The 25,227-nt window shown below is 54.9% G+C and carries 25 protein-coding genes; 15 read left to right on the top strand and 10 right to left on the bottom strand.

The window, feature by feature from the left end:
* Positions 1 to 45: 45 nt before the first annotated feature.
* Entirely contained in the window at positions 46 to 606 is a 561-nt protein-coding gene (efp, locus tag JUK32_RS04420; protein WP_204137643.1) for an elongation factor P, read from the top strand.
* 71 nt (positions 607 to 677) lie between these two features.
* A complete protein-coding gene (accB, locus tag JUK32_RS04415; protein ID WP_204137642.1) occupies positions 678 to 1,175 on the top strand; it encodes an acetyl-CoA carboxylase biotin carboxyl carrier protein in 498 nt (165 codons plus the stop codon).
* Positions 1,176 to 1,263: 88 nt separating this feature from the next.
* On the opposite strand, the gene JUK32_RS04410 is transcribed toward accB, so the two are convergent.
* The gene (locus JUK32_RS04410) at positions 1,264 to 2,256 is read right to left on the bottom strand and encodes a ligase-associated DNA damage response exonuclease (protein WP_204137641.1); all 993 of its coding nucleotides are present in this window, start codon (positions 2,254 to 2,256) and stop codon (positions 1,264 to 1,266) included.
* A gap of 68 nt (positions 2,257 to 2,324) precedes the next feature.
* Complete coding sequence (locus JUK32_RS04405) at positions 2,325 to 2,897, bottom strand: DUF2854 domain-containing protein (protein WP_204137640.1); 573 nt, start codon at positions 2,895 to 2,897, stop codon at positions 2,325 to 2,327.
* A gap of 30 nt (positions 2,898 to 2,927) precedes the next feature.
* On the opposite strand from JUK32_RS04405, the gene JUK32_RS04400 reads away from it, so the two are divergent.
* Together JUK32_RS04400 and JUK32_RS04395 are read left to right on the top strand one after the other, a co-directional pair.
* Complete coding sequence (locus JUK32_RS04400) at positions 2,928 to 3,083, top strand: hypothetical protein (protein ID WP_204137639.1); 156 nt, start codon at positions 2,928 to 2,930, stop codon at positions 3,081 to 3,083.
* Between the two features lie 116 nt (positions 3,084 to 3,199).
* Positions 3,200 to 3,895, top strand: coding sequence for an HAD family hydrolase (locus JUK32_RS04395; RefSeq protein WP_204137638.1), 696 nt, complete (start codon positions 3,200 to 3,202; stop codon positions 3,893 to 3,895).
* Between the two features lie 114 nt (positions 3,896 to 4,009).
* On the opposite strand, the gene pheS is transcribed toward JUK32_RS04395, so the two are convergent.
* Positions 4,010 to 5,011, bottom strand: coding sequence for a phenylalanine--tRNA ligase subunit alpha (gene pheS / locus JUK32_RS04390; RefSeq protein ID WP_204137637.1), 1,002 nt, complete (start codon positions 5,009 to 5,011; stop codon positions 4,010 to 4,012).
* 341 nt (positions 5,012 to 5,352) lie between these two features.
* Here pheS and surE point away from each other — a divergent pair, with 341 nt between their 5' ends.
* The 10 genes from surE to JUK32_RS04340 all read left to right on the top strand — a co-directional run bounded on the left by surE (position 5,353) and on the right by JUK32_RS04340 (position 16,076).
* Positions 5,353 to 6,237: a 5'/3'-nucleotidase SurE gene (gene surE / locus JUK32_RS04385; protein WP_204137636.1), complete on the top strand. Its 885-nt coding sequence runs from the start codon at positions 5,353 to 5,355 to the stop codon at positions 6,235 to 6,237.
* A 202-nt stretch (positions 6,238 to 6,439) separates the two neighbouring features.
* Positions 6,440 to 7,315, top strand: coding sequence for an MBL fold metallo-hydrolase (locus JUK32_RS04380; protein ID WP_204137635.1), 876 nt, complete (start codon positions 6,440 to 6,442; stop codon positions 7,313 to 7,315).
* 270 nt (positions 7,316 to 7,585) lie between these two features.
* Complete coding sequence (locus tag JUK32_RS04375) at positions 7,586 to 8,653, top strand: bifunctional riboflavin kinase/FAD synthetase (protein ID WP_204137634.1); 1,068 nt, start codon at positions 7,586 to 7,588, stop codon at positions 8,651 to 8,653.
* A gap of 59 nt (positions 8,654 to 8,712) precedes the next feature.
* Positions 8,713 to 9,621 carry a MoxR family ATPase gene (locus JUK32_RS04370; RefSeq protein ID WP_204137633.1) on the top strand — a complete coding sequence of 303 codons (909 nt, stop codon included), beginning with the start codon at positions 8,713 to 8,715 and terminating at the stop codon, positions 9,619 to 9,621.
* A gap of 244 nt (positions 9,622 to 9,865) precedes the next feature.
* Entirely contained in the window at positions 9,866 to 12,076 is a 2,211-nt protein-coding gene (locus JUK32_RS04365) for a PhoX family phosphatase (RefSeq protein ID WP_204137632.1), read from the top strand.
* A gap of 268 nt (positions 12,077 to 12,344) precedes the next feature.
* On the top strand, positions 12,345 to 12,767 hold the full coding sequence (locus JUK32_RS04360) for a bacteriohemerythrin (RefSeq protein ID WP_204137631.1): 423 nt from the start codon (positions 12,345 to 12,347) through the stop codon (positions 12,765 to 12,767).
* Between the two features lie 674 nt (positions 12,768 to 13,441).
* Positions 13,442 to 13,999, top strand: a complete 558-nt coding sequence (locus JUK32_RS04355) for a protoglobin domain-containing protein (RefSeq protein ID WP_204137630.1) — start codon at positions 13,442 to 13,444, stop codon at positions 13,997 to 13,999.
* A gap of 53 nt (positions 14,000 to 14,052) precedes the next feature.
* Positions 14,053 to 14,424, top strand: coding sequence for a roadblock/LC7 domain-containing protein (locus JUK32_RS04350; RefSeq protein WP_204137629.1), 372 nt, complete (start codon positions 14,053 to 14,055; stop codon positions 14,422 to 14,424).
* A gap of 86 nt (positions 14,425 to 14,510) precedes the next feature.
* Positions 14,511 to 15,092, top strand: coding sequence for an ATP/GTP-binding protein (locus tag JUK32_RS04345; protein ID WP_204137628.1), 582 nt, complete (start codon positions 14,511 to 14,513; stop codon positions 15,090 to 15,092).
* 69 nt (positions 15,093 to 15,161) lie between these two features.
* Entirely contained in the window at positions 15,162 to 16,076 is a 915-nt protein-coding gene (locus tag JUK32_RS04340; protein WP_204137627.1) for a DUF4388 domain-containing protein, read from the top strand.
* 297 nt (positions 16,077 to 16,373) lie between these two features.
* Here JUK32_RS04340 and rppB read toward each other — a convergent pair whose 3' ends face one another.
* From rppB to JUK32_RS04310, 6 genes are all read right to left on the bottom strand, one after another.
* Positions 16,374 to 17,756, bottom strand: a complete 1,383-nt coding sequence (rppB, locus tag JUK32_RS04335; RefSeq protein WP_204137626.1) for a two-component system sensor histidine kinase RppB — start codon at positions 17,754 to 17,756, stop codon at positions 16,374 to 16,376.
* Positions 17,725 to 18,414 (bottom strand): two-component system response regulator RppA, encoded by a 690-nt coding sequence (gene rppA, locus JUK32_RS04330; RefSeq protein WP_204137649.1) that lies wholly within the window; start codon positions 18,412 to 18,414, stop codon positions 17,725 to 17,727. The genes rppB and rppA overlap by 32 nt, the downstream gene beginning before the upstream one ends.
* 14 nt (positions 18,415 to 18,428) lie before the next feature.
* Entirely contained in the window at positions 18,429 to 21,602 is a 3,174-nt protein-coding gene (locus JUK32_RS04325; protein WP_204137625.1) for an efflux RND transporter permease subunit, read from the bottom strand.
* A gap of 311 nt (positions 21,603 to 21,913) precedes the next feature.
* A complete protein-coding gene (locus tag JUK32_RS04320) occupies positions 21,914 to 22,360 on the bottom strand; it encodes a FixH family protein (protein ID WP_204137624.1) in 447 nt (148 codons plus the stop codon).
* 58 nt (positions 22,361 to 22,418) lie between these two features.
* Positions 22,419 to 24,185: an efflux RND transporter periplasmic adaptor subunit gene (locus JUK32_RS04315; RefSeq protein ID WP_204137623.1), complete on the bottom strand. Its 1,767-nt coding sequence runs from the start codon at positions 24,183 to 24,185 to the stop codon at positions 22,419 to 22,421.
* Positions 24,186 to 24,283: 98 nt separating this feature from the next.
* Positions 24,284 to 24,454 carry a hypothetical protein gene (locus JUK32_RS04310; RefSeq protein WP_239112320.1) on the bottom strand — a complete coding sequence of 57 codons (171 nt, stop codon included), beginning with the start codon at positions 24,452 to 24,454 and terminating at the stop codon, positions 24,284 to 24,286.
* On the opposite strand from JUK32_RS04310, the gene JUK32_RS28645 reads away from it, so the two are divergent.
* Complete coding sequence (locus JUK32_RS28645) at positions 24,448 to 24,696, top strand: hypothetical protein (protein ID WP_375541551.1); 249 nt, start codon at positions 24,448 to 24,450, stop codon at positions 24,694 to 24,696. The two genes, JUK32_RS04310 and JUK32_RS28645, sit on opposite strands and share 7 nt — an antisense overlap.
* On the opposite strand, the gene JUK32_RS04300 is transcribed toward JUK32_RS28645, so the two are convergent.
* On the bottom strand, positions 24,688 to 25,227 hold a 540-nt coding region (locus tag JUK32_RS04300; RefSeq protein WP_204137621.1), incomplete at its 5' end, for a LysR family substrate-binding domain-containing protein. The two genes, JUK32_RS28645 and JUK32_RS04300, sit on opposite strands and share 9 nt — an antisense overlap.

Raw genomic sequence — 25,227 nt, 5'->3', positions numbered from 1 at the left:
TAAAATGAGGTGCCGATATTCACAGAGCCACGGGTAGCGAGCGTTATGATTTCCAGCAACGACTTTCGTACGGGCGTCAGTATTGAACTGGATGGGTCAGTTTGGAAGGTCACCGAATTCCTGCATGTGAAGCCAGGCAAGGGCTCGGCCTTCGTCCGCACGAAGCTCAAAAACGTGCAAACCGGCAACACAGTGGAAAAAACATTTCGCGCTGGTGAGACCGTCCCCCAAGCCAACATCGAGAAAAAGGTGATGCAGCACACCTATCGGGATGGTGAAGACCTGGTCTTCATGGATATGGAAACTTATGAAGAAGTGCGCATGACCGAAGCGCAGGTCGGCGATCGCATTAAATATCTCAAAGAAGAGATGGAAGTGAGCGTGATCCGATGGAACGAGCAGATTCTCGAGGTGGAACTGCCGACTTCTGTGGTGCTGGAAGTGACCGAAACTGACCCGGGGGTGAAAGGCGACACCGCCACTGGGGGCACTAAGCCCGCCATTGTGGAAACTGGGGCGCAGGTAATGGTGCCGTTGTTCATCTCCATTGGCGAGAAAATCAAAGTTGATACCCGTAACGACTCTTACTTAGGGCGGGAGTCTTAGAGCACGAGTCGTCAGGCTCACCCCCGCCCTCAACTTTGGGCGACTGTATCTTGTTGGTAGGGAATGCGATAGTGGAACTAAATTTCAGTGAACTGCGGGAGCTGGTGACGACACTCAGTCAAACCGATATTTCAGAATTGACCCTAAAGGGGGCCGATTTTGAGCTAACGCTTCGCAAGCAGGGCGCGATCGCCCCGGCTACTGCCCCAATCGTTGCGGTGCCTGCCCAAGAGCAGTCAGTCACGGCTCCGGTCGCGACTGTGTCCATGCCCGATGCGGCCCCTGCCCCTACTGCGACCCCACCTACGCCACCCCCCTCAGCCGACTCCAATCTTCTGGAAATTACGTCGCCGATGGTCGGTACGTTTTACCGTTCACCCGCCCCCGAAGAACCTTCCTTTGTGGAAATTGGCGATCGCATTCAGACGGGGCAAACGGTCTGCATTATCGAAGCAATGAAGCTGATGAACGAGCTGGAAGCCGAAGTTTCTGGCGAGATTGTCGAGATCTTAGTAGAGAATTCTCAACCCGTAGAATTTGGTCAGCCGCTGATGCGGGTCAGACCGTAGCTCAACGGCTGGGGGCAAACCTGCCCAGGGGTTGCCATCAGACGGCTCAGAAACGGTAAAGATTGCCAAGCGGCTCCACTCCCAAACGCTAGATGTCGCCCTCACCTTCGAATAAGGTGTCTAGGGGGTGCGCGTTGATATGGCAAACCTCTTGCAAATAACGGGACAGCACATCGTTTTGCCCGTGGGTAACGTAAACCTGCTGCGCCCCCGTTTCTTGAATGGTGCGAATCAAGCTCGACCAGTCCGCATGGTCGGATAAGACAAAGCCGCGCTCGTAGCCACGTCGCCGCCGCGCGCCGCGCACGGCCATCCAACCCGAGGCAAAGGCCGTCTGCGGTGATTTGAAGCGCTTCATCCAGCTGGAGCGGTGGCCCGAAGGGGGGGCTAACACCAAGTCACCCCGGTATTTGTGGCTTTTGGGCATATCGGCGGTGTTCACGGTGGGCACCATGTGAATGCCCTGGGCACGATAGATGTCGTTCAGCGCCGCGATCGCCCCATGCACATACACGGTCTGATCGGTGAACTGAGTGAGTTCGCTCAGCACCCGCTGGGCTTTGCCAAAGGCATAGCAAAAGAGGATTGAAGGGCGATCGCGATCGGCCTGCCACCAGTCATAAATTTGCCGTGCTGTGGCGGTGCCGCTGTCCCACTTGTAAATTGGCAGGCCAAACGTCGCCTCAGTAATGAAAGTATTGCAAGGCACCACTTCAAATGGCTCACAACTAGGGTCCGCACACCGCTTGTAGTCCCCCGACACGACCCAGACTTCGTCTTGGTGTTCCACTCGAATCTGCGCTGAACCCAGCACATGGCCAGCGGCATGGAAAGAGACCCAGGTATCGCCGTATTTTAGTTTTTCGCCATACGCGACATTTCTCAAAGCAATGTTCGCCCCGAGACGCCTCCGCAAAATGCCCTCGGCGCTGGCCATTGCCACATACTGCTCTGAACCCGATCGCGCGTGATCCGCGTGGGCATGGGTAATTAACGCCGTTTTCACTGGTCGCCAGGGATCGATGTAAAAATCTCCGGCTTCGCAATACAGTCCCTCGGGGCGGACGGTAATTAAAGACATGAGTTAGGGAAAATAAACGCGATCGCAACATCATGGGGAGCCAACAGCCGCCCGATTCACCGTCCTGGCTACGAAACCGTTTCCACAGGCTCGGGTGTGGCGACCGTAATCAGCGCTAACTCGACTTTTTTCTCCTGCGGTTCCGTTACTTCAGCCCGGATATCGGGGCCAAAAAACTTTTCAATTTTGTCTTGCTTTTGCAGCCAAGTGCTGAGGGCAATAAATGGGGAATCAAATTCCAGCACCAGCGCATAAGCACCATCAATTGATTCCTCGCGCACGGCCACCAATTCTGGCCGTTGTTCATCCGTCGGAGACAGGCCCAACCGCTCAAGTACTTCGTCTAAATGCGCTGCTTGACCGTAGCGATAGCGGGTCACGTCGCTACGCACCTGATTTTGAGTCGGGGTGGCTTGCTGTTCTCTCAGGGCGAGCACATCAGGCGTGGTCTCTTGGGAATATTGCGTCGGTTCTAGTTCCGCCGCTCGCAATGCCAAACCCCCCAGCAATACGGGAATCCCGTAGAAAAAACCGGCCAAGTTGAGCGTCGCATTTGCTTGAAAGTAGGCGACAAATCCAACGATGGTCAGGATTCCACCGACCACTAGCAACACATTCCCGAGGGACGTTTTCCGCAACATACTGATTTTTCTCGGCTTTAACTTTATGAATTGTATCGTTCTGCCCCGCTGTTTTGGGGAGAAGGTGGTGAGGTTGAGGAGCGGGCGATCGCCCGCTCCTCAACCTCATCCTGGGGTGTGACCACCGCCTGTCGGCAGCGGACGGCAACCGGCATGATTCCCAAATTGGATCACAATTGGCGATGAAGGCAGATCAATGAGATGTCAGAATGGACACAAGACCGTCACTTAATAATTCTTCATTGATGCTATTGATACTGATAATTGTTCATCGCTTACCGCTTTGAGGTTAGTTGCCCACGATGTTGCGCATTTTTACCGATTTTGACGGGCCAATTATGGATGTGTCAGAACGGTACTACCAGGTTTATCAATACTGTCTGGAAGAAGCCAAGGAGCCTCATCAGTCAGTCACCTGCTTGTCAAAGCAAGAGTTTTGGCGGCTCAAGCGAGCGCAGGTGCCCGAGCGGCAAATTGGATCGATTTCAGGATTGCACGACGACCAAGCCCGACGATTTGCCCTGCTGCGGCGAGAGACCGTCCACAGTCACGCTTACCTCAAATATGATTGCCCGGTCCCCTATGCGATCGCTGCATTGCAGCATATCCAAACTCTCAACAGTGACTTGGCCGTGGTGACCATGCGGCGACAGTATGCGCTGAACTTTGCGTTGGAGAAGTTTGACCTTGCCCACTTTTTCCCGTCCTCCGTGCGCTATTGCTTGCCAGATGTGTACGTGAAGACCCACGACGTGGTTGAGAAAACCCGCCTGATGGAGAAAGCCCTGGCCGAATTGCCGACCGCTTCTGAAACCTGGATGATTGGCGATACTGAAGCGGACATTGCGGCGGCGCGAGCCCATGATTTGCCCGTGGTGGCAGTGCTGAGTGGGATTCGCGATCGCGATCGGCTCGCCACCTACGACCCCGACTTCATTGTGGATAACCTGAAAGATGCTGTCATCGTCATCTCGCAGCAGTTGCACCTACCCAGTTAAGGCACTTGTCATCGTTGCGATTGCGACAACTCACCGGTCAATCTGGGGTGGCATAAAGCGAGTCCATTGGCCCGGCAACCGCACCTCCAGCCTCGCCGCCGGTATTTATTTGCCCTAAAACTGCTGGAGGAACCGCAGGTCGCTGCTGTAAAGGCGGCGAATGTCATCAATTTCGTGTTGCACCATTGCCAATCGTTCAACCCCCAAACCAGCGGCAAACCCAGTGTAGATTTCTGGATCATAGCCCACGGCTTCCAGCACATTGGGGTCGATCATGCCGCAGCCCAAGACCTCCAGCCATTGACCGTTCCATTCCACGTCTACCTCAGCTGAGGGCTCGGTAAACGGAAAGTAGCTGGGGCGGAAGCGGATAGGAATATCGCCAAACAAAGCATCAATGAAGGCGCGAATGGTGCCCCGCAAATCGGTAAACGTAATGCCCTTGTCAATGGCAAAAAATTCGATTTGATGAAAAACGGCAGCGTGGGTAGCATCCACGGTGTCGCGGCGGTAGCAGCGGCCCGTCGCCAGCACGCGACAAGGCGGCTCATGCTCCTTCATATAGCGAATTTGAATGTTTGAGGTATGAGTGCGCAGCAGATCGCCGTTGGGCAAATACAGCGTGTCTTGCATGTCACGGGCGGGGTGATCTGGCAAAAAGTTCAGCGCTTCGAAGTTGTAATAGTCGGACTCAACTTCTGGCCCACTGGCCACGGTGTAGCCTAGCCCGACAAAAATTTCCGTGATTTGGTCAATAATGCTGTTGATCGGGTGTATGCGCCCTTGGGACTGATACACCCCAGGCATGGTGACATCAAGGGTTTCGGCGGCCAACTGCGCTTGAATAGCGGCATCTTGTAGCCGGGTTTTCTGCTCATCCAACCCAGTTTGAATCGCCGTTTTAACTTGGTTAGCCAGTGAACCAATGCGGGGACGATCTTCTGGCGGTAGTTTGCCCATGCCTCCTAAGACTTTGGAGACTTTGCCCTTTTTGCCCAAGTAGTCTAGGCGAATCTTTTCTAATGCCTCCAGGCTGTCGGCGGTCGCGATCGCGGCCTCGCCCGCAGCCTGGAGGGTTTGCAAATCGGCTTCTAAACTTGCGGAAGGTGGGGTCATGCCAGGTACTACTTCAAAATCGACGACAGCTAGAGGTAGCCAACGCTTAATAACAGCGACAGTTGGCTAAGGACGCGATCGCCACCAGCCGCCTTCCTCGCCAGCAGTGACACACTGACGGACAATCGGCAACTGTGACCAGCCATCAAGCCTCAGCGGGAATACTTTAACCACTTTATTGTATTGGGGGCGCGATCGCCGGGTTCAAGACAACGGCGATCAGTGAGGGCGTCCGACCAGCCATGGTCAGTCAGTTCACCTAGCGTCCGTGCACCTCCCCATAGAATTAAGGCGCTGGTGAGCGCTAACTGGTTGATGTGAAAGAGGCGGATTGAGGCTGTATGAAACTACTGATTAGCAATGACGATGGTGTGTTTGCTATGGGCATTCGGGCACTGGCGGATACCCTTGCTGCTGCCGGACACCAAGTGGTGGTCGTCTGCCCTGATCGCGAGCGCTCGGCCACTGGCCATGGTCTGACCCTACATGACCCCATTCGGGCTGAGTTGATCACAGGCGTTTTTCATCCCGAGATCCAGGCTTGGGCCTGCTCTGGCACCCCGTCTGATTGTGTGAAACTGGCTCTCGGAGCAATTCTCGACAGTCCGCCGGACATGGTGTTATCAGGCATTAATCAAGGCGCTAATTTGGGGACGGATGTGTTGTATTCCGGTACGGTTTCGGCGGCGATGGAAGGGGTCATTGAAGGCATTCCCGCGATCGCCTTCAGCCTCACCAGTTTTACGGCCCGCGACTTCACCCCCGCTGCCCAGTTTGCGCAAGCACTGTTAGAGACGATCAAAGCCCAGCCGTTACCCGAGCCCATGCTGCTGAATATCAACATTCCCCCGGTTGCCGCGGCGGATATGCCGGGCTGTGTGATTGCGCGTCAGGGGGTGCGCCGCTACATCGACATGTTCGAAAAGCGGGTCGATCCACGTGGCAAAACCTATTACTGGTTATCGGGGGAAGTGCTAGAACCAGTGGCCCATGATGAAGACAGCTATCAGCTATTGGCGGAAAAATTACAGCAACTGCCGCAGTTCCAATCCCTAGCGCAGATGCCAACGGATGTCCTCGCGATTCAAGACAATTGGATCACCATGACGCCCCTGCAATACAACCTCACCTCCCATCTGGGCATGATGCAGCTACAAGCTTGGCAGGCTCAATGCGATCGCCCGCCACTTCGTCCTGATTCGTCAGACGGAACGGTGAAATCATGAACTAACCTAGGTGACTAGACTGCCCTTTAGATTGATCCCTCCGGGTTTGTAAAGATTCCCCACAAACCGATTCGCTAGAATTATCCTGGGCAAAACTTTGGTTAAGCAGACTTTCGAGATTTTCAATACCATTAGGGCATATTAATGGTCAGTGTCGGAGCAGCTTTCGCAGCGACTTGCCAACTCTTGAAGCAACACACCCATGTCTGATACAGAAAACCAGTTCTTGGTCCGTTTTTGGGGAGTCCGTGGCAGTATTGCCTGTCCTGGGTCTCATACTGTGCGCTATGGCGGCAACACCTCCTGTCTTGAGATGCGGGTGGGTGGTAGGCTGCTGATTTTCGACGGCGGTACAGGTTTGAGAGAACTCGGATTAAAGCTGCTATCTGAAATGCCCCTGGACGTGACGATGTTCTTCACCCACTCGCACTGGGATCACATTCAGGGCTTTCCCTTTTTTGTGCCGGCCTTCGTCCCCGGCAACAAGATTAATATTTATGGGGCGATCGCCCCCAATGGCAGCACCATTGAACAACGCTTGAATGATCAAATGCTGCACCCGAATTTCCCAGTACCGCTCCAAATTATGGGTGCTGACATGAAATTCTGTGATATCGATGTCGGCGAAGTGGTGGGACTCGGCGACGTCAAAGTGGAAAACCTGTTGCTCAACCATCCCGGTGAAGCCGTGGGCTATCGCGTGAGCTGGAATGGTCGAGCCGCCGCTTACATTTCCGACACTGAGCATTTTCCTGATCGGCTGGATGAAAATGTGGTGCGGCTCGCCAAGGACGCCGACATCATGATTTATGACGCGACTTATACCGACAGCGAATACAACAACGAAAAATCGAGCAAAGTGGGCTGGGGCCATTCGACTTGGCAAGAGGCCGTGAAAGTCGCCAAAGCCGCCAACGTCAGACAGTTGGTAATTTTTCACCATGACCCGCTCCACAATGATGACTTTATGGACGAAATTGCCCAAGACACAGCGGAGCAGTTTCCCAATAGCGTCGTGGCGAAAGAAGGCATGGTCATTGACCTGATGGCAGCTCCAGAATCCGCTGTCCTCGCGTAGCGTTGTCCGGTTGACGATTCGCGGCGGTTAGGTCAGGGCTGGTGAGGTCGTTGGTGTTCGGCGACTCTGGTGCTTGTCATGGCGATCGCCTTCGCTATGTGATGCCTCGCCGTGCCTCACGGGGCTTTGCGGCTTGTCAGCGTGGGCAAGATTAAGATGTCTGCCCCCAACCGTTGCTGGGCGTTGCTGAACTGGCAGATGTTGGCGGCGTGGGAAGTCAAGGCTGGCGCTTGAGTCCTGCATGGAGACGGATTATGTCAGAATGTAAACGTGTGGATTACTTCGTCACTGTCAACGGCTCACACCCCCTCGGATATTGCCCTGGGGAATTTTGACGGTGTCCATTTGGGGCATCAAACGGTCATTCTGCCAATTTTGCCGAGCGCCCCGAGTGCCTCCCAGGTTTTAGCGGCCCAGCACCTCACGCCCCCCACCGATTTTGCGAGCTTGCGAGGCTACAGCGATCGCTGCCCCCTGTTACTGGATACCTGCGACTTTCAGCCCGCGACGCCCCCAGCGGAGCCACCTCCGGGCGCTTCATCACCCATTCCCACCGTCGTCACCTTTTATCCCCACCCCCAAGAGTTTTTCTCCGGACAGTCACGGCCCTGGCTGACACCCCTAGCTGAAAAAGCCGCCTTAATGAAGCTGTTGGGGGTGCGTCAGTTGGTGCTGCTGCCGTTTAATGCGGAGTTATCGAATCTGCCACCAGCGGTGTTTGTCGAGCAAGTGCTATTGCAGCGCTTGCAGGCCCGACATATTAGCGTGGGAGCAGATTTTCGGTTTGGCCATCAGCGGCAGGGCGATGTCACCCTGCTGAAACAATTGGCGGAACAACGCGGTACTCGCGTTACGGTGGTCGACTTGGCCCATGCGGGGGGCGATCGCATTAGCAGTTCCCGCATTCGCCAGGCGCTGTGTGCGGGGGATATTGACCAGGTTCAGCAACTGATGGGGCGGCCCTATCGCTTGCTAGGGCGAGTGGTTAAGGGCCAGCAACTCGGTCGCCAACTCGGCTTCCCCACGGCTAATTTGCAAGTACCGCCTGAAAAGTTTTTGCCGCGCACGGGTGTGTACAGCGCTTGGGTCTATGGTGTGCCCGGTCATGCCGATGATGAGGCGCTCCCGGCTGTGATGAATCTGGGGGTGCGGCCCACGGTAGACGGTCAAAATCAGTCGATTGAGGTGCACTTACTCAATTGGCAAGGCGATTTATACGGCCAAACCTTGACGGTGGCGCTCAAAGACTTTCTCCGACCGGAGCAGCGCTTTGACTCGTTGGAACATCTCAAAGCCCAAATTCAGGCGGATTGCGCGGCAGCATTAGCCGTCCTCTAGTGGGCAATCTACGCGCCAGCGGGGCATCATAAAATCAGCATTACCGTTAGGAATTAGGTATGAGCGATCGCGTCCAGCAGTTGTTTGACAACCTCAGCAAAACCATCGTCGGCAAGGAAGACGCGATTCGACTGGTGCTCGTCGCCCTGTTTTCCGGCGGTCATGCCTTGCTGGAGGATGTTCCTGGAGTGGGGAAAACGCTCTTAGCCAAGTCCTTAGCTCGCTGCATTGATGGATCATTTCAGCGGGTGCAATGTACCCCCGACCTGCTGCCCGCCGACATCACCGGCACCAATATTTGGAACCCGAGTAGCGGTCAGTTTCAGTTTCTGCCGGGGCCTGTCTTTGCCCATGTGCTGTTAGCGGACGAAATCAACCGGGCAACACCGCGTACCCAATCCGCCCTCTTAGAGGTCATGGAAGAGCATCAGGTGACGCTGGACGGCGTATCGCGGCCTGTACCCCACCCATTTTTCGTAGTTGCTACTCAAAACCCCGTGGAATATCAGGGTACCTTTCCTTTACCAGAAGCCCAGATGGATCGTTTCGCGCTCTCGTTTTCCTTGGGCTATCCTGCCGAAGCAGAAGAGAGCAACATGCTGGATCGGTTGACGACTCCCACCCGTCCCCAAGACTTATTGCCCTGCATCACCCCCGAAGAAGTCGCCAGCATTCAGGCCACTTGTGCGGCAGTGCGGGTTGAGGCATCCGTCAAGCAGTATATTCTCTCTTTGGTGCGGGCCACGCGAGAGCATGTCGATATCACCTTGGGCGTGAGTCCTCGGGGTAGTGTGGCGTTTTATCGGGCGGTGCAGGCCTTCGCGTTTTTGAGCGATCGCGACTACGCCTTACCCGACGATGTCAAAAAATTGGCTCCATACGTGCTGGCCCATCGCTTGATCCCCGCTGGCGGCCATCAAGGCACACCCCTAATCCAAGCCTTGTTGGATGTCGTGCCCGTGCCATAATGCTCGGATTTTGCCCCGGAAAGTTTGTCTGCTCATAACGTTCGCATTACCTGACATTAATCTGCTCCCCCTAAGATTTAGCACTGGAAAGCTAGGTGTTGTCAGGGTTAGCGCGTCAGGGAGCGATCGCCGTTCCGCCATTCATGGCGCGAGTGGCCTGTTTGTCAGTGCGACGAATGACTGATCCCGCTCTGCGGCTGATGACACCAGCCCATCTACTGTTGAGCAGAGAACACAGGTCATTATGAGCCTTAAGCGCAGACAATTTTTGATGTTTATGGGAGCCACCGCTGGGGCGACTGCTTTAGGCCCCTGGAGCCGCACTGGCCAAGCATTGGTAGAGCCCTTGCTAGGTGCCCCAGCCATGGCCAGTAGTATCCTACCCTTTGCCCCCGTCGAAGGTCCGATGCCCATGCCTTACATGAGCATGTCTCCCACCGAAGAGGCGGCTAAATTCAGCCAGTACGTAGTTCAAGATGATTTGGTGCTGCCCGCAGGCTACACCTATGACGTGATTGGGGCCTGGGGCGATCCGATCGGCGACTCTCGCTTTGGCTACAACAACGACTACTTGTCACTAGTGGAGACCGCCCCGAACGAAGGTTATTTGACCATCAACTTTGAATACATTAGTGGTAGCACCTGGCTGGAAACCTATCCTGAAGTCATCGGCCAGGCACTGGCTTTAGACGAAATTAAGGCCGCTGCCACCGCCGCTGGCGAATCCGGCATCAACTTTGACGAAGTACCGAATAGCTCGATCCTCAAGGCGCAGCTCCGTGAGCTGGGTAAAGAAGCGTTAGTGGATGTCGGCATGGGCGTTATCTCAGGGCGCCGCAATGCCGCTGGCGCTTGGGAGCGCACCTTCTCCGCTGCCGATCGCCGCATCACCGGACTCTCTGGTCTAGAGGATGGCCGTTATTTATCCAGCACTGGGCCGGCCGGGGCTGTCTTTAATAAAGCCTCAGGTCAGGGTTACATTGACGATCTCGGCGATAGGATCGTCGGCACCTTCAACAACTGTGCGGGCGGCACCACCCCTTGGGGCACGGTGCTCAGCGCCGAAGAAAATTTTCAAAACTATGTGCCTGAACCTGTTTTTGCGGATGGCACCTCTTTGCCCACCTCAGAGAAGCCCTTTATTGTTGCAGCGAACGATTTTGATGGTTTAGGGGGCGTCTTTGGCTACGCGGGCAACAAGTACGGCTGGATGGTCGAAGTTGATCCCGCCAATGCTGACGACTACGGGGTCAAGCATACTTGGCTGGGTCGGTTTCGCCACGAAGCGGTCGCGGTGCGCGCCGTGGCGAATCAAAAGCTGGCGGTGTACTCGGGGTGCGATCGCCGGGGCGGTCACCTCTACAAATTCGTCAGCGCTGGCACCGTGGTCAATCCCACCAGCAAAGCCAATTCCCAACTCATGACCGACGGCATGCTCTACGCGGCCAAGTTCAACGCTGATGGCACCGGCCAGTGGATTGCCCTTGAGGCGGGCACCGCCGTCAATCCCGATCGGCCCAGCCAGGTTGCCGGGGGCATGATTACCCTACCTAAGCGTCCCGAGGGGGGCGTGTTCAAAGTCGAGTCCGATGCTGAGATGCAGGCTTTTGCGCAGCGGTACCGCACCCTGGGCGATCTGTACGAAGGCTCCGCTGAGGAAAAGCAGGGAGCGATCTTAATTGATGCTCACTTTGCCGCCAATGCGGCAGGGGCGACCTGCACTGCCCGCCCCGAAGATACGGATGTAGCGGCTGATGGCACATTATTCATCGCCTTTACTTCGGGTGGCCCCGGTGGTGATGGTGGCCCTGACAACGCCATCTTTCAAGGGCCGAATGGTGAAACGCCCTATGAGCACGGCTGGATCATGAAGCTGCAAGAGACCGGTACCGACCCCGCCGCCATGACCTTTACCTGGGAAATGATGGCATTGGGCGGTGAACCTGCTGAAGGCGGCTTTGGCTTCTCCAACCCCGACAATTTAGAAATCGATGGCCGCGGCAACTTGTGGATGGTGACCGATATGTCCACCAGCAAGCACAATCTCGAAGTCGCCAGCCGGATTGACGAGGAGGGCAACCCGGTCAGCCAGTCGAACCTGCGGGGACTCTTTGGCAATAACTCGGTGTGGTATATTCCCACGTCGGGACCCAATGCGGGTGAAGCCTTGATGTTTGCCTATGGCCCGATGGAATGTGAGATGTGTGGGCCATTTATTAGCCAAGACCAGTCCACCTTGTTCTTGGCGGCTCAGCATCCTGGCGAGACCTATGGCACCTGCAAAAATGGTGCGTATGAGACCCGAAAATTCGCGATGAAAACGACCGATGGTCAGCTGTTCACCCAAGACCGTGACGTGCCTTTAGGCTCCAACTGGCCGAGTCAGCAAGTGAACGCGGCTCCTCGCCCCGCTGTCGTGGCAGTGCGTAAAATCGACGGCGGCACTCTGGTTTAGTTGCGATTTAGCCTTGCACTAGCTTGCCGATAAACTCGTTCTGGGGATTCCTGCTCCAACATGGAAAATGCCCCAGGCGAGTTTTGTCGATTTCAATTTCAACCGACATGAGTCACTACTCAGCCTGGCCCACCAACATCATCAGCCGGGACACAACAAGATGTTTCGCAATGCAACCAATTGTGCGATTCGATCTGGGGTTTGGTCTTTGAGCTGATCCAAGTGGGGAGACTTAAGAGAGGTCATTCACTGAGGTCAAACATACACCATGCAGAAATTTGAATGGAGTGACAAATTGAAAGTTGGCGTCCCCATGATTGATACCCAACATAAAGAACTTATCTACGCCTTCAATGATTTATCCGATGCGATTGAGAGTGGTAACGGTACCAGCGCGATCAAAAAACTGCTGACATTTCTTAAATACTATGCAGAGTGGCATTTTGAGAATGAAGAAGGCTGTGCCGCCAGGCATCAATGCCCCATTGCCGATACCAATAAGCAAGCCCATGCGAGATTTTTAGAAATCTTCAGCAATCTCCAAGTTGAGTATCGTGAAAGCGGGGCCAGTGAAGCGATCGCCCGCCAAGCTCATCAACAGTTAGCCGACTGGCTAGTCGGCCACATCATGAAGATCGACACCCAGATTGGTCAGTGCATCAGCCATGCCAAGTCCACGTCACAAGCGTAGTAATTTTTCTTGACACCTCAAACCACATTCTACAGAGACTGGCGAGCCCCGATGACATTCATCGGGGTTTTTTTGAGGCCTAAATGAAGGTTACGAAAAATGAATATCTAGACATTGGAGGCGTTAAAACCCCAATCTTGAGTAATTTTACCGAAACAAAATAATTCTCAATGCGGCTTGTACATCGTTAAAAATTAGATTTTTCTCATTAACAACATATTTCGCACAAGGCTCAACATTTCCCCACAAAAAAAGCATTGAGAAAGAATACATACTCTGTCGGATTGTAGCTAAGTGGACAAACAAAAAAAGCAGTCATTATTAAGCATTTAACTTAAACAAGGAGGATGTTGTTTTACCAGCAAAGCCTCTCTGGATATAGATTGCAGAACATAAGTTGGGCCGTCGAGACAAGTTATTCAATCAACTTAGATGACGACTTAACAAGAATAGTGTGAATGCCTGAAAATATGCAGCGATCGCCTCCGACATCAAAGAGTTGATTACTAAGATAAAGACATCATGATTGTGGCTTACTCTCGTATTCAAAAAGAAATGTAAATGGAATCACACATGGGTTTACACAATCTTTTCTCTACGTGTTAATCCCATGCTGCCTGAGATTTTGGCTTGTTATTACAGAGAGGTACATCAATGCGCAAGAGACACAGCAAATGGTACTCGACTCCCACGAATTTATGACCCGGATGGCCCGGCGTACGAACTTCACTCCAGAAGATCGGGCGATTCTTCAGGCCAGTGCTGACTGGGGGCTGGAGATTGCCCCTGACATGGCAGATGCCTTTTATACCTACATGGGTAACGACGAAGAAATGAACGCCATTCTAAATGAATCGGAAGGGCGCATCCATCGTCTTCGCGAAACCTTTGTCGAGTGGTTTCATGAAATGTTTACTGGCATGGATGACTGGGGCACCGACTATGCCGATCGCCGTTGGCGCATTGGTCTGATTCATGTCCGCGTGGGCATTGGCCCTCAACATGTGGTGCCCGCCATGGCCACAGTCGTCAATGAAGTGGGTCAGCGCCTCCGCAGCGAAGGCAAATCTGACGAGCTGCACGATGCCCTATCACGCATTTGCATGATTGATTTGGCTTTTATTGAGCAAGCTTATCTAGAAATCTCAACCGCCGCCGTTCTTAAAGAAACCGGTTGGACGGAAAAACTCTTCAAGCGCATGATCGCCACTGGTGCCGCCGCTAGTACCTAGAGACGGCTGCTCACGTCACACTCATTTTTTACACGTTTTAAGAGGTTTTAGTTATGGCTATCAATTTGGAAAAAATCTCTGCTATCCTGCAGAACTTTGTCTCAAGTACCAATGATGTGCAAGGGGCGGCCCTCGTCACACCGGACGGCTTACCCCTAGCCGCAACCTTGCCCGGCGGCATGGATGAAGAACGGGTTTCGGCCATGTCGGCAGCCATGTTGTCACTCGGTGAGCGCATCGGCGGCGAACTGGCCCGAGGCAGCATCGATCGCATCTACGTAGAAGGCAATACCGGCTATGGCATTCTGACCAGTTGTAGTGAAGATGCGGTCTTTTTGGTGCTCGCTAGCCAAGCCGCCAAACAAGGACTGCTGCTGCTGGAAATTAAGCGGGCAGTCACTGAACTCAAGACATTATTGCAGTAGATCACGTTGCCAGAGGAAGGGGGCTGCACCTTCCTTCTCTGCATTAAGCACCGTCTCTCGCCCACCTTTTTACTTCTTGAAGACTTATGGAAATCATGCGCTTGGTGGTTACCGGGCCAGTAGGAGCTGGAAAATCAACGTTTATTCGCACCATTAGCGAAATTGAAGTGGTTGACACAGACCGCCGCGCGACCGACGAAACCGCTGATCTCAAGAGCAGCACCACGGTTGCCTTTGATTTTGGTCGCCTCCAATTTGGCCCAGATACCGCCCTACATCTCTATGGCACCCCTGGTCAGGCGCGCTTTGACTTTATGTGGGATATTTTGATTCGCAAGGCCCATGCCTACATCATGCTGGTGGCGGCCCATCGGCCCCACGAGTTTCGCTATAGCCGCCGGATGTTGGCCTTTATGCGGCAGCGCTCGGATGCGCCCGTTATCTTAGGTCTGACCCATATGGACTTAGACAAGGCGTGGAGTCAGAAAGACATTTTGTTGGCCTTGGGCTACGTCAAGGGCTCACAACAACCTCCTGTCATCGTCGTTAACCCGACCGATCAACAGTCGACGACGAGAGCCATTCTGACCTTGGTGCAATACTACTTCACGATCTTGCAGGCAGCGCCCCACCCTCAGGTTTATGAGGCTTCTCAGCCTTGCTCGTAATCCTGGTTCGGCTCGACCGCCTGGCTCCTTTTGACCAATCTGAACACTCGGCTGGAGTAAACAAAACCTATGGCTATCACCGGACACCTCGCAGAATTTTCACTGGCTGAAATATTTCAGTTTTTAGAACAAGGCCATAAGACTGGCTTACTCACAATTACTCCGCTCCCAGAACCCACTGACCACCACACGTCGCGATCGCACTACATCTGGTTTCAGCAGGGTCGTATCACCACGGCGGCCAACCGCTCCGATGGTCGCGGTCTGGTCACGCTGATCGACAAGCGAGGCTGGCTGGGCAGTCATGCTGCTGGTCGCTTGCTAAAAAGTTGCGATCTCTCCACCCCAGCCGGACTCTGCTTCAAATCCCAAGGTATTCTAGAGGCCGACCAACTGCGGATGCTATTTTACATCCAGGTGATGCAGCAGGTATGTGCTCTCTTTGCCCTTGAAGATGGCTGGTTTCACTTCGATAGCTCGCAAAAGACCCCCTTGTCCGAAGCCACGGGATTAAGCGCTCCAGCGTTAGATGTGACGCTATCGGGCCTCCGAGCGCTCAAAAACTGGACGGTGCTTGAAGAAAAGTTGCCCGACCCGAATGCGGCATTAATCAGCATGATTGATGGCAAACCGACCTTGAAGCTCAAGCAAGCGGAATGGCAAGTTTGGGAATTTACCGACGGCCGTACGTCTCTCAAAGAAATTGCTAAACACCTGCAGCTTTCGGTCCGGCAAATTCAGCAAATTGCTTTTCGGTTAATTGTGGTGAGTCTGCTGGAAGAAGTCCCCATACTGAAACCAGTATCCACCCCGCAGCCGCCGTTGATCAGCAGCCAACCACCCAAAGCAGCAGCGGCTGAGGCGACTCCGTCCCCGGCCAAAAAATTGCCTCCGAGCTCACCCGAGACCGTGAATGCCACCCGCGAGCCAGTGAGTCAATCCTTTTTGAATAACCTGATGGGATTTTTGAAAAATCAGGCCTAACCCTTGCTCAGGGCGATCGCTAACCTCTCTCTGGGCTGAGACCATAACCCAACCCAACCACTCAACAGGACGTCATATCATGGCCATTCTTCGCAGTTGGTTAGTACTTTTGGAATTTCTAGAACTCTGCCTTTCGCCGCTAGGTCTTTTCGTGGGGTTTGCTTGCGCTTGGCCATGGCTCGCCAATTTACTATTTACCGGGGTTTGGGGCTCAGTCGAGACGGTTTTGTACGTGGCTGTGCTGGCCCTTTTGCTCCAAGACTTTGAGGCATTTTTATAACCTTCACAGGGGTAGGTCTAAGAGGCAGAAAGTGTAACGATAAACGTGCTGCCCTGTCCGACCTGACTCTGTACCTGAATATCGCCGCCGTGGGCCAGAGCGATCGCCAGGGCGATCGACAGTCCCAACCCGGAGCCGCCGCTCTGACGGGAGCGATCTTTTTCGACTCGGTAGAAGCGATCGAAGATTTTGGTTTGGTCTGCGGGCGCGATACCGATGCCAGTATCTTCAACCGTCACCACCGCCTGATGCTTTTCGCCTTCGGGAAATGTCTTGCGAACGGTCTGCCGGAGTCGGATGCTCACTTTTCCACCAGCGGGGGTGTGCTGAAGGGCATTGCTGACAAGGTTGAATATTAATCGATAGAGGTGTTCTTCGGTGCCCAGCACCACGATCGCGGGTGCTTGGGGCTGGTCAAGCATGAGGTGGACATCGTTGGAGATGGCCAAAGCCGCGAGTTCTTCTTCGATATCGCTGAGGATATCCTGAAGGCAGCAGGGTGTCTTTTTCGCCGGGCTTTGGGTATCGAGACGAGACAGTAACAGTAAATCGCTCACCAAGGTCGTCAGCCGCTGGTTTTGCCGAGTCGTGACCTGCAGCATCTCACGGGCATTGGCATCGGAAATTTCAGGTAACCGCATAACGGACTCAGCAGTGGCCTGTAAAGCGGTTAGCGGCGTCCGCAATTCGTGGGCCGCATCGGCGGTGAACTGTTGAATTTTGCGATAGGACACCTGCACGGGCTTTAGTGCCAATCCTGCTAACCACCAGCTCGCCGCCGCAATTAGCCCCATTGTGATGGGCAGACTGAGCAAAATAATCCACCGAATCATGGTCAGGTAGGTCGCAAAGTCGCTGAAGGAGCGCCCCACCAGCAGTGTGCCGAGTTGAGCCTGCTGGTTCGGGTCATACAGAGGCAGGGCGATTTGTCGATACTCGTTGCCAGCGGCGTCCCATACCGTTTGCCAGGAGTCATTTGGGTTTGCGGCAGGCAGGCCTTCTGGATAAACCCCTGCGGTGGCGATGAGATCCTGCTCTGGGGATAAGACTCGAAAGTAATAGCTACCTCGATAGAGGGTGCCCTGGTGATGTCCCCGCGATCGCTCGAAGGGCACCCGACAGGGCTCTCCGGCCACGCATAGATTCGGCAGCAAGTTCGGAGAAACCCCGTTGATCTGACCATTGGTGGTCAGGGTCTTTTCCAGCGCATTGTGAACGGTTTCAGCGACTGACTTTAGTTCACGGTCAGCGGTGACTCGGTGGGCATGGGCGATCGCTTCGTAGACGCCCAATCCGCTCAGCCCCAGCACGACTGCCATCACGCCGGTATACCAGACGGTAAGTTGCCGACGACTGCGGCGAAACAGTTTATTGGGCGTTGAGGCGGTATCCCATACCATAGACAGTCTCGATAAAGTCTTCACAGCCATGCTGGGCCAATTTGCGGCGGAGCAGGCGCATCTGGGCCGCCACTACATTGCTATTGGGCTCCGCCCCAATTTCCCAGAGTTGGTTGAGCACCTGGTCACGGGCCAAAATTTGATTCGGATGCTCCATGAAATATTGCAGCAGTTGAAACTCTTTTTGGGTGAGTTCGATGGGCTGTTCAGTGTGATCAGTTTTCAGGAAGGCGATGCGGCGATCGCAGTCCAACATCAATGGCCCGATCTGTAGTGTACTGGGCTTGAGGTCGGGCGATCGCCGTCGCAGGGCTCGTAGCCGCGCTAACAGTTCGGCCATGCTAAAAGGTTTGACCAGATAGTCATCGGCCCCGGCATCCAGCCCCGTGATGCGATCAGTAATTTGGTCTTTAGCGGTGAGAATTAAGACGGGGAGAGCATGGTGGTGCGATCGCAGCCACTGGCATAGCTCAATTCCGGACATTCCTGGCAGCATCCAGTCAAACACGCCTACGGTGTAGAGTGACAAGTCATGCTCCAGATAAGCCAGCGCCTCGTCTCCCGACTGCACCCAGTCCACTACATACGCTTCCTGGGTGAGGGTACGCTTGATGGCTTTGCCCAAGTCGGGCTCATCTTCAACCAGCAGAACTCGCATCGTCAAGAATTTGGCTACTCACCAATGATAGGGTCCAACTTTTTCGGAACCGGACGCCGCCCCTGACGCTTGAGCCATACCGTCGCATCGTCAATAAAGGAATACACCACTGGCACCACTACCAGCGTCAGCAGCGTGGAGAGCAGTAACCCGCCTAAAATCACAGTGGCGATTGGTGAATAGGCATCCATGCCGATTTCGGGGAAAAAGGCCAGCCGCACAATCACAATTACCGTCGTCAGTGTCGTCATGGTAATCGCCTTCAGCCGCACTGGGCCTGCCATGCGGATCGCCTCATCGCGGGGTACGCCTTCAGCTCGTTTCGCCAAAATCAGCTCTAGCAACAGAATCGCTGCTGAGAGCGATAGTCCCGACAAAATCACAATCCCCAGAATCGACACGCTGGAGAGGGTCTGCTGGGCTAGGATCAAGCCGCCGAAAACCCCCACCAGTTGCAACGGCACCGACAACATCATCACCAGGGGTTGAATGAAGGAGCCAAACTGAATCACCAGAATCAGGTAAATCAAAACCAACGACACTAACAGCCCTTTCAGTAGTCGATCGAACTCGATCATCATGTCGGTCATATCGCCCATGGAATCAACCCCGTAGCCGGGGGGAAAGGCGAGTTCTTGCCCCGCCCGCATGGCGATCGCCATCGACAGATCCATCGACGCTGGCCCACCTTTGCGGTAGTAGCCGTTGACGTACACGACCCGTTTGCCGCCCACATGCTCAATCAGGGTGGGGCCGTTCTGACGCTCCAGAGTAGCCACCGTGTTCAGCGGCACCTGTTGTCCCGTTGGGGTCGTAATGTAAGTACCCGCCAGGTTGTCGAGGGTGCCGCGATCGCTCTCCTCATAGCGCACCAAAATCGAGTTCTGGCGTAGGTTAGGGCGGTTGTAGTAGCGCTGGGTAAAGCCACCATTCAAGGCATAGCGAGCTTGTTGCGCCACCATGCGCACGTTCAGCCCCAACTCTTGGGCGCGGCGGCGATCGACCGTGAGCTGATATTCCGGCTGGGTCAAGGCAGAACTGGTTTGAGCCATCACCAAACCAGGCGTGTCTTCAGCAATGCGGAGCACGCCCTCGGCCAGACGGTGGAGCACCTCTAGATCTTCGCCATAGACGGCGAGTTGAATAGGCGCGGCGGAGGTCGCCATCACGTCGACACCCATTTCTTTGAAAGCAATGCGGCGCAGGCCGGGAATCGTGCGGCGGGCTTCCGCTTCGACGCTGTCCATAATTTCCCAGATGTCGCGCTGCCGCTGGTCCTTCAGGGTGACAATCAGGGACGCCGAGTTGACGCTGCCCATGCTGTAGCCGCTGAAGTAAGTGCTGTTGCGAGTCAGCTCAAAGCCGGTCTGAGCAGACACCTTGGCAATATCGGGCTGGGCCAGCAAGAGCTGCTCTAGCTGGTACACGCTCTCGTCCGTCTTGGCAAAGGAGGTGCCCGCTTCCATCTCCAGGGAAGCCATGAACTGGCCGGAATCCCCCAGGGGCATCATTTCTTGGGGCACAAAGGGGTAGAGGGCGATCGCCAGCACAATTGCAGAACCCGCGATCGCCAGCGTAATTTCCCGATGGTTCATGCAGCGATCGAGCAGCCAACCATAGCCTTGCTCCAGGTTTTGAAAGCCTACCCTTACCGGGGTCATGAGCCATTGCAGCCAGGTCTGCCGCTGCCGTCGTTCCTGAACTGGTTTGAGCACAAACGCCGCAATTAAGGGAATCAGCGTGATCGATACAATCAGCGAGGCGATGAAGGCAAACACCATAGGCCAAACCAGCCCGACAAACATCAGTCCCGTCAGTCCTCCAGCGAGAATAGTCGGCAACAGCGCCGCAATCATCACACAGCTGGCTGCCGCACTCGCCAAAAACACTTCCCCAGTGCCTCGGATCGCTGCCGGCATCGGTTGAAAGCCTTGGCGAAGCTTTTGGTCAATGGAGTCGATGACGATAATCGAGTCATCCACCAGCTTACCGATCGCCATCATCATCCCAATTAGCGTCGAGGAGTTGAGGGACATCTCGATGGGAATGAAGGGCAGGGTGGAAAGCGCTAACGAGGTGGGAATGGAGATCATGATGATCGCCGTGGCCCGAAAGTCTTCTAAAAAGACCAGAATCACAATCCCCGCCAGCAGCACGCTAATCAGCAGTTCTTGAAAGGTACTGTCGAGGATGATGTTGACCAGGTAGGAATTGTCGTAGGCCTCCTCAAAGCTGAGGCCCGGATTTTCGGCCTGAATCTGTGCCAGCTCGGCCCGCACTTGCTTAATTACCTGAGGGGAGCTGGAGTCCGGCTTTTGAATAATATTTACGGCCAGCGCCGCCTCACCGTTGTAGCGGTAGCCGCTGCGCCGTTCCTCAAAGGTGTCTTTTACCGTCGCCACATCGCGAACATAGACCACCTGGCCATCCTGCTCTAGCACCGGATAATCCATCACATCGGCGGCACTCAGCGCTCGCTTATCAGCCCGCACCAGAATCTCGGAATCCCCCTGGGTGAGTACCCCGGCTCCCTGGCTGATATTGTTGGCGTCGATCGCATCCCGTATCTGCAAAATCGACAGCCCATAGGCCGCTAGCTGCTGACGATCCACCACGACCTGAAGCTGCCGTCGATAGCCCCCAAAGATCGACACCGCCTGCACATTGGGCACCTGAGTCAGGCGATCGACCAAGGCATTATCGGCAAATTCCCGCAGCTGTACGGGATCCCAGCCCTCCCCTCGCAGGGCCAGGGTCAGCACCGGACGGTTCAGCGGATCGATGGGCAGCACCCAATAGGAACGGGAGTTGAAGCCATCCAGCTCGATATCCCCCTCGGCTGCGGTCATCACACTCTGGACGGACTGCACCGCTTGGCCGATGTCGTCTCCCCAGGCAAACTGAATCGTCACCAGGGACATGTCCTGCTGAGAGCTGGAGCGAATGAATCGCACCCCATCCAGTACCGTCATCCGCTGCTCAATCGGCTTACTGATGTAGGTTTCCACTTCCGTTGGAGAAGAGCCGGGAGCCATCGTGACGATCGACACCAGCGGACTCTGCACATAGGGCATCATCCGCACTGGCAGCAGGAACAGTGTCAACACCGACAGCACCAGCACGGCAATATAGGCCGCAGCGACGATGACCGGATGCTTGATCGACCAGTTGGTCAGAAAACTTTTCATCGTCTTAAATGCCCTAAAAACAGGGGGAAATAGTTAGGGAAAAAGAGCGCAAACACAATTCCCTCCTGGGAGCTATCCCTTGTACACAAGTTGGTGCATCGCTTGTCGGGGAAAGGTTGCAGAGATCGGTTGCGGTAGTTTTATGGGCTGTAGAACTTCACCTAACCTCTCCGGGCAGGCTACGCCCACGCAAGGAGAGGTTTATCAAGGCGGTGAGGTTTTACCCCCTGCAACTCAATGTCAGAAACCTTGCTATACAAGTCTTTGACAGAGTTCTGCCGAATGGATAGCTCCGAGGAGGGGATAGGGATCTACTTCACATCCAGGTTGAAGACCGCCTCACCGGGCATCGCCGCATCGGCGGATTTAACTGTCATCATCCACATGCCTTCCATGCCCAGGTTGGTCATGACCTTGTATTGACCCGCTTCTGCTCCCGGCTCGACAACCGCCATCGTAGTCATGGGATCCATCCCATCCATCGGCATTGAGAGGTCAACTTCCAGATTTTCAACGGCAACGGGCTCGTTGGTCGCTGGGTCAACCACCTGCAGCACTAGTTCCGCATCACCCATTGGCACGGAGGCGTCTTCCGGAGTAATGAGGGCGATCGCCACCCCCGCCGATGCAGCCGCCTCAGTTGTCTCCGCCGCTGGCGCAGCCGCCGCATCCGGGGCTTCCGTCTCCGCCTGATTGGCGCTACCGCAGGCCGTACTCAACAATCCAACCACCGCCAAAAGTAACAGAACTTTTTTCATGCAATCCTCAACTACGTTGATTTAAAGAAAGGACACTAAACAAAAGCGCGATATCGCGCTACTCAACCGGCACGGCGATGAGAGCTTGGCCTTTGTAGTCAGGGTCATTGACCTCGACTTTGATCTGCCATTCCCCCACCATGCCGAAGTGAGTTTTGATCTGGAACCGTCCCGGCTGACCCGTGGGCTCGAACTGCACCATGGTGGTCATCGGAGCCATGTTGGGCATGGGCATCGTGACATCGACAGTTACGTCCTCAACGGGCAACGGTTCCTGAGTATCGGGGTCGCGCACTTCTATCACCAGATCAGCGCCTCCCGACTTAAAGCTTTGGGTGGAATCAGGCTCGACGATCGCCACTTCCACATTCCCCTGGCTGCTGTCCCCCAGCATGGGTAAGGGATTGCCTGTGTCATCGACTACGGCTACCTGAACACCGGGTACTAAACGGCTGTAGCCTGACGTGATGACCTGATCGTCCGGATTCAGGCCGCTGGTAATAGCGACCATATCGCTGCTCACCATGCCGGTTTCCACCATCCGCCGCTCGGCAGTGGTGCCTACCATCACCCACACGGACGGCTCACTGTTGTACTCCACCACCGCCGATTGCGGCACCGACAGGGTATTGCTCTGGCTCTTCGTCAGCAGCGTCATTTCCAAATACTGGCCTGACAGCAAGCGCCCCTGGGGATTATCGATCAGCGCTTCCACCATGACGGTGCGGGTGTCATTGTTGGTCTGGGGAAAGATACTGGTGACGCTGCCGGTGAGTGGTTCGTCGGTGGCTCCCGGCACTTGGGCGCGAATGGGGGTGCCCACCCGGATGTAGCCTGCATCTTTTTGGGCCACGTTGGCCTGCAGCCGCACCCGCGAGTAGTCGCCAACTTTCAGCACGCCCATCCCCGGCTGCACCACGACACCCGGATCAACCATGCGACTCTGCACAATGCCGCTGATGGGAGCTTGCAAAGTGGTGTAGCCCTGCATCACGGCAGCGGTGTTGACCCTGGCTTCGGCCTGTCCGACTCTAGCTTGCTCTCGTGTTACCTGAGCAGTGAGACGAGTCAGTTTTGCCTGGGCCTGACCTAAAGCCGCTTCTTGCGCCGCCACCTCCGTCGCAACGGCATCGTACTCGTTTTGGGAAGTTGCGCCCTCGGCAGTGAGTTTGGCAAAGCGATCGCGCTGGAGATTCACATAATCGAGTTCTGCCTGGAGGCGAGCAATTTCCTGCTGTTGCTCATCGATTTCGACCTGGCTCACCTGCAAGGAAGTCTGCATCACATTAGCCTCAGCGCTCGCTTCAGCTAGCGCAGTCGAGCGCTCATCGGCAATCAGCTCGGCCAGCACTTGTCCGGCTTCGACGCGATCGCCCGGATACACCGAATAGTTGGTCAACTGCCCCGCTACGCGCGGATACACCACCGCTTCTTGGTAGGGCATGATCGAACCCGTGTAGGAAACCCCAGCCTCAAAGTTTCCTGCTTGCACCACTGCCACCGTGACGGGCACTGCGTTAAACGCCCCATCTACCTGCATCATGTCGTCGTGGGACATCCCCGACATATCATGGCCTTCCACCCCGGCCATAGAATTAGCAGGCTTAATCTGCTGAGTAATCAGCAAAATGCCGCCACTCAACACGGTAAACACCCCCAGCCCCAACAACGCGCGACCATAGCGGCGATAGGCGGGTTGTGAAGGTTGAGTAAATGACGGTGCTGGCGATGAGTCTTCAAAAGTTAACGCTTCAGAAGTGGGCTCTGAAGCGTCGATGCTGGAATCTTGAATTTCTGACTGAGATGATGGCGGTTCCAGAGACATCGGAGCACAGTCCTGAAAGATACTAACTCCGTGAAATTATCAGCCAATTGTGAAACCAGGATGAAATACCCGATCACTTCGGCAAGTGGTATCTAGCCCTATTCAGTCAGGGGCACAGTTTCGATGAGCGGGCAAATATCGCCCGGTTCAGGATGGGGATGGTTCTCGGCCCAACTGTCGCGATACTGCTCCAAAGCAAACTTAAACACCACCATTTCTTGAATCTGAGCCTCAAGCTGTTGAATCTTCTCTTGCAACAGCGATCGCACAAACTCGCAGAATTCTTTACACCACCTTTTGCCAGATGCCCCTTACCCACCTGCGCTGGGTTTTTCGCTGCCGCCAGTTTATGACCGTGCTAATCGTCGGCAATTTTGTAATTGTGCCGCTGGTGATTTGGGCATTGGCAACCTTACTACTCGACGACCCCAATCTGCAATCTGGGATGTTTTTAGTGCTGCTGGAGCCCTGCGCCGACTGGCTTTTAATCTTTGGATCACCTTCAACATAGCCCAAGCAAGCTTTCTATCGCCGCTTTGGTGTTGGCCCAGACTAGTTCGTAGCTAAACTCAAAGAGCGGCTTCTGCCGCAAAATAGAGACCCCCGGATAGCTCAGCCCCGGCACCACCGGAGCATGGCCGACGCCGACACCGCCCGCCACCATCGCCAAAGCGTCGGCCATCGTGGAGACATCGATCGCGATCACTGGTTCAAAGCCAGCTTCAGCGGTATAGCGCTTGTAGTGGTCGTAGATAATCGGCTGACGATCGCGATCGGGCAGAATAATCGGATACCCGGCCAGGTCAGCCCAGGTGACAAACTCTTTTTGCGCCAGTGGGTGGCCTGACTGCACCATGACCGCTAGGGCCACCTGACCCAGAGGGCGATGGTGCAGGCCAGTGGGAATCGCCACATCCCAGGCGATCGCCACATCGATTTCCCCACTGGTCAGCGTCGCGCCGATGTCCCGCTCGTCCATGCGCCGCAGGGCCACCCGGGTTTCTGGGTGAGCGCGTTTGAACTCGGCAATCAGCTTTCCCAC

The organism is Halomicronema sp. CCY15110 (assembly GCF_016888165.1).
Lineage (GTDB): Bacteria > Cyanobacteriota > Cyanobacteriia > Phormidesmidales > Phormidesmidaceae > Halomicronema.
Note: the sequence above shows the minus strand (reverse complement) of the source record. Positions and strands in the feature narration are given on the sequence as shown.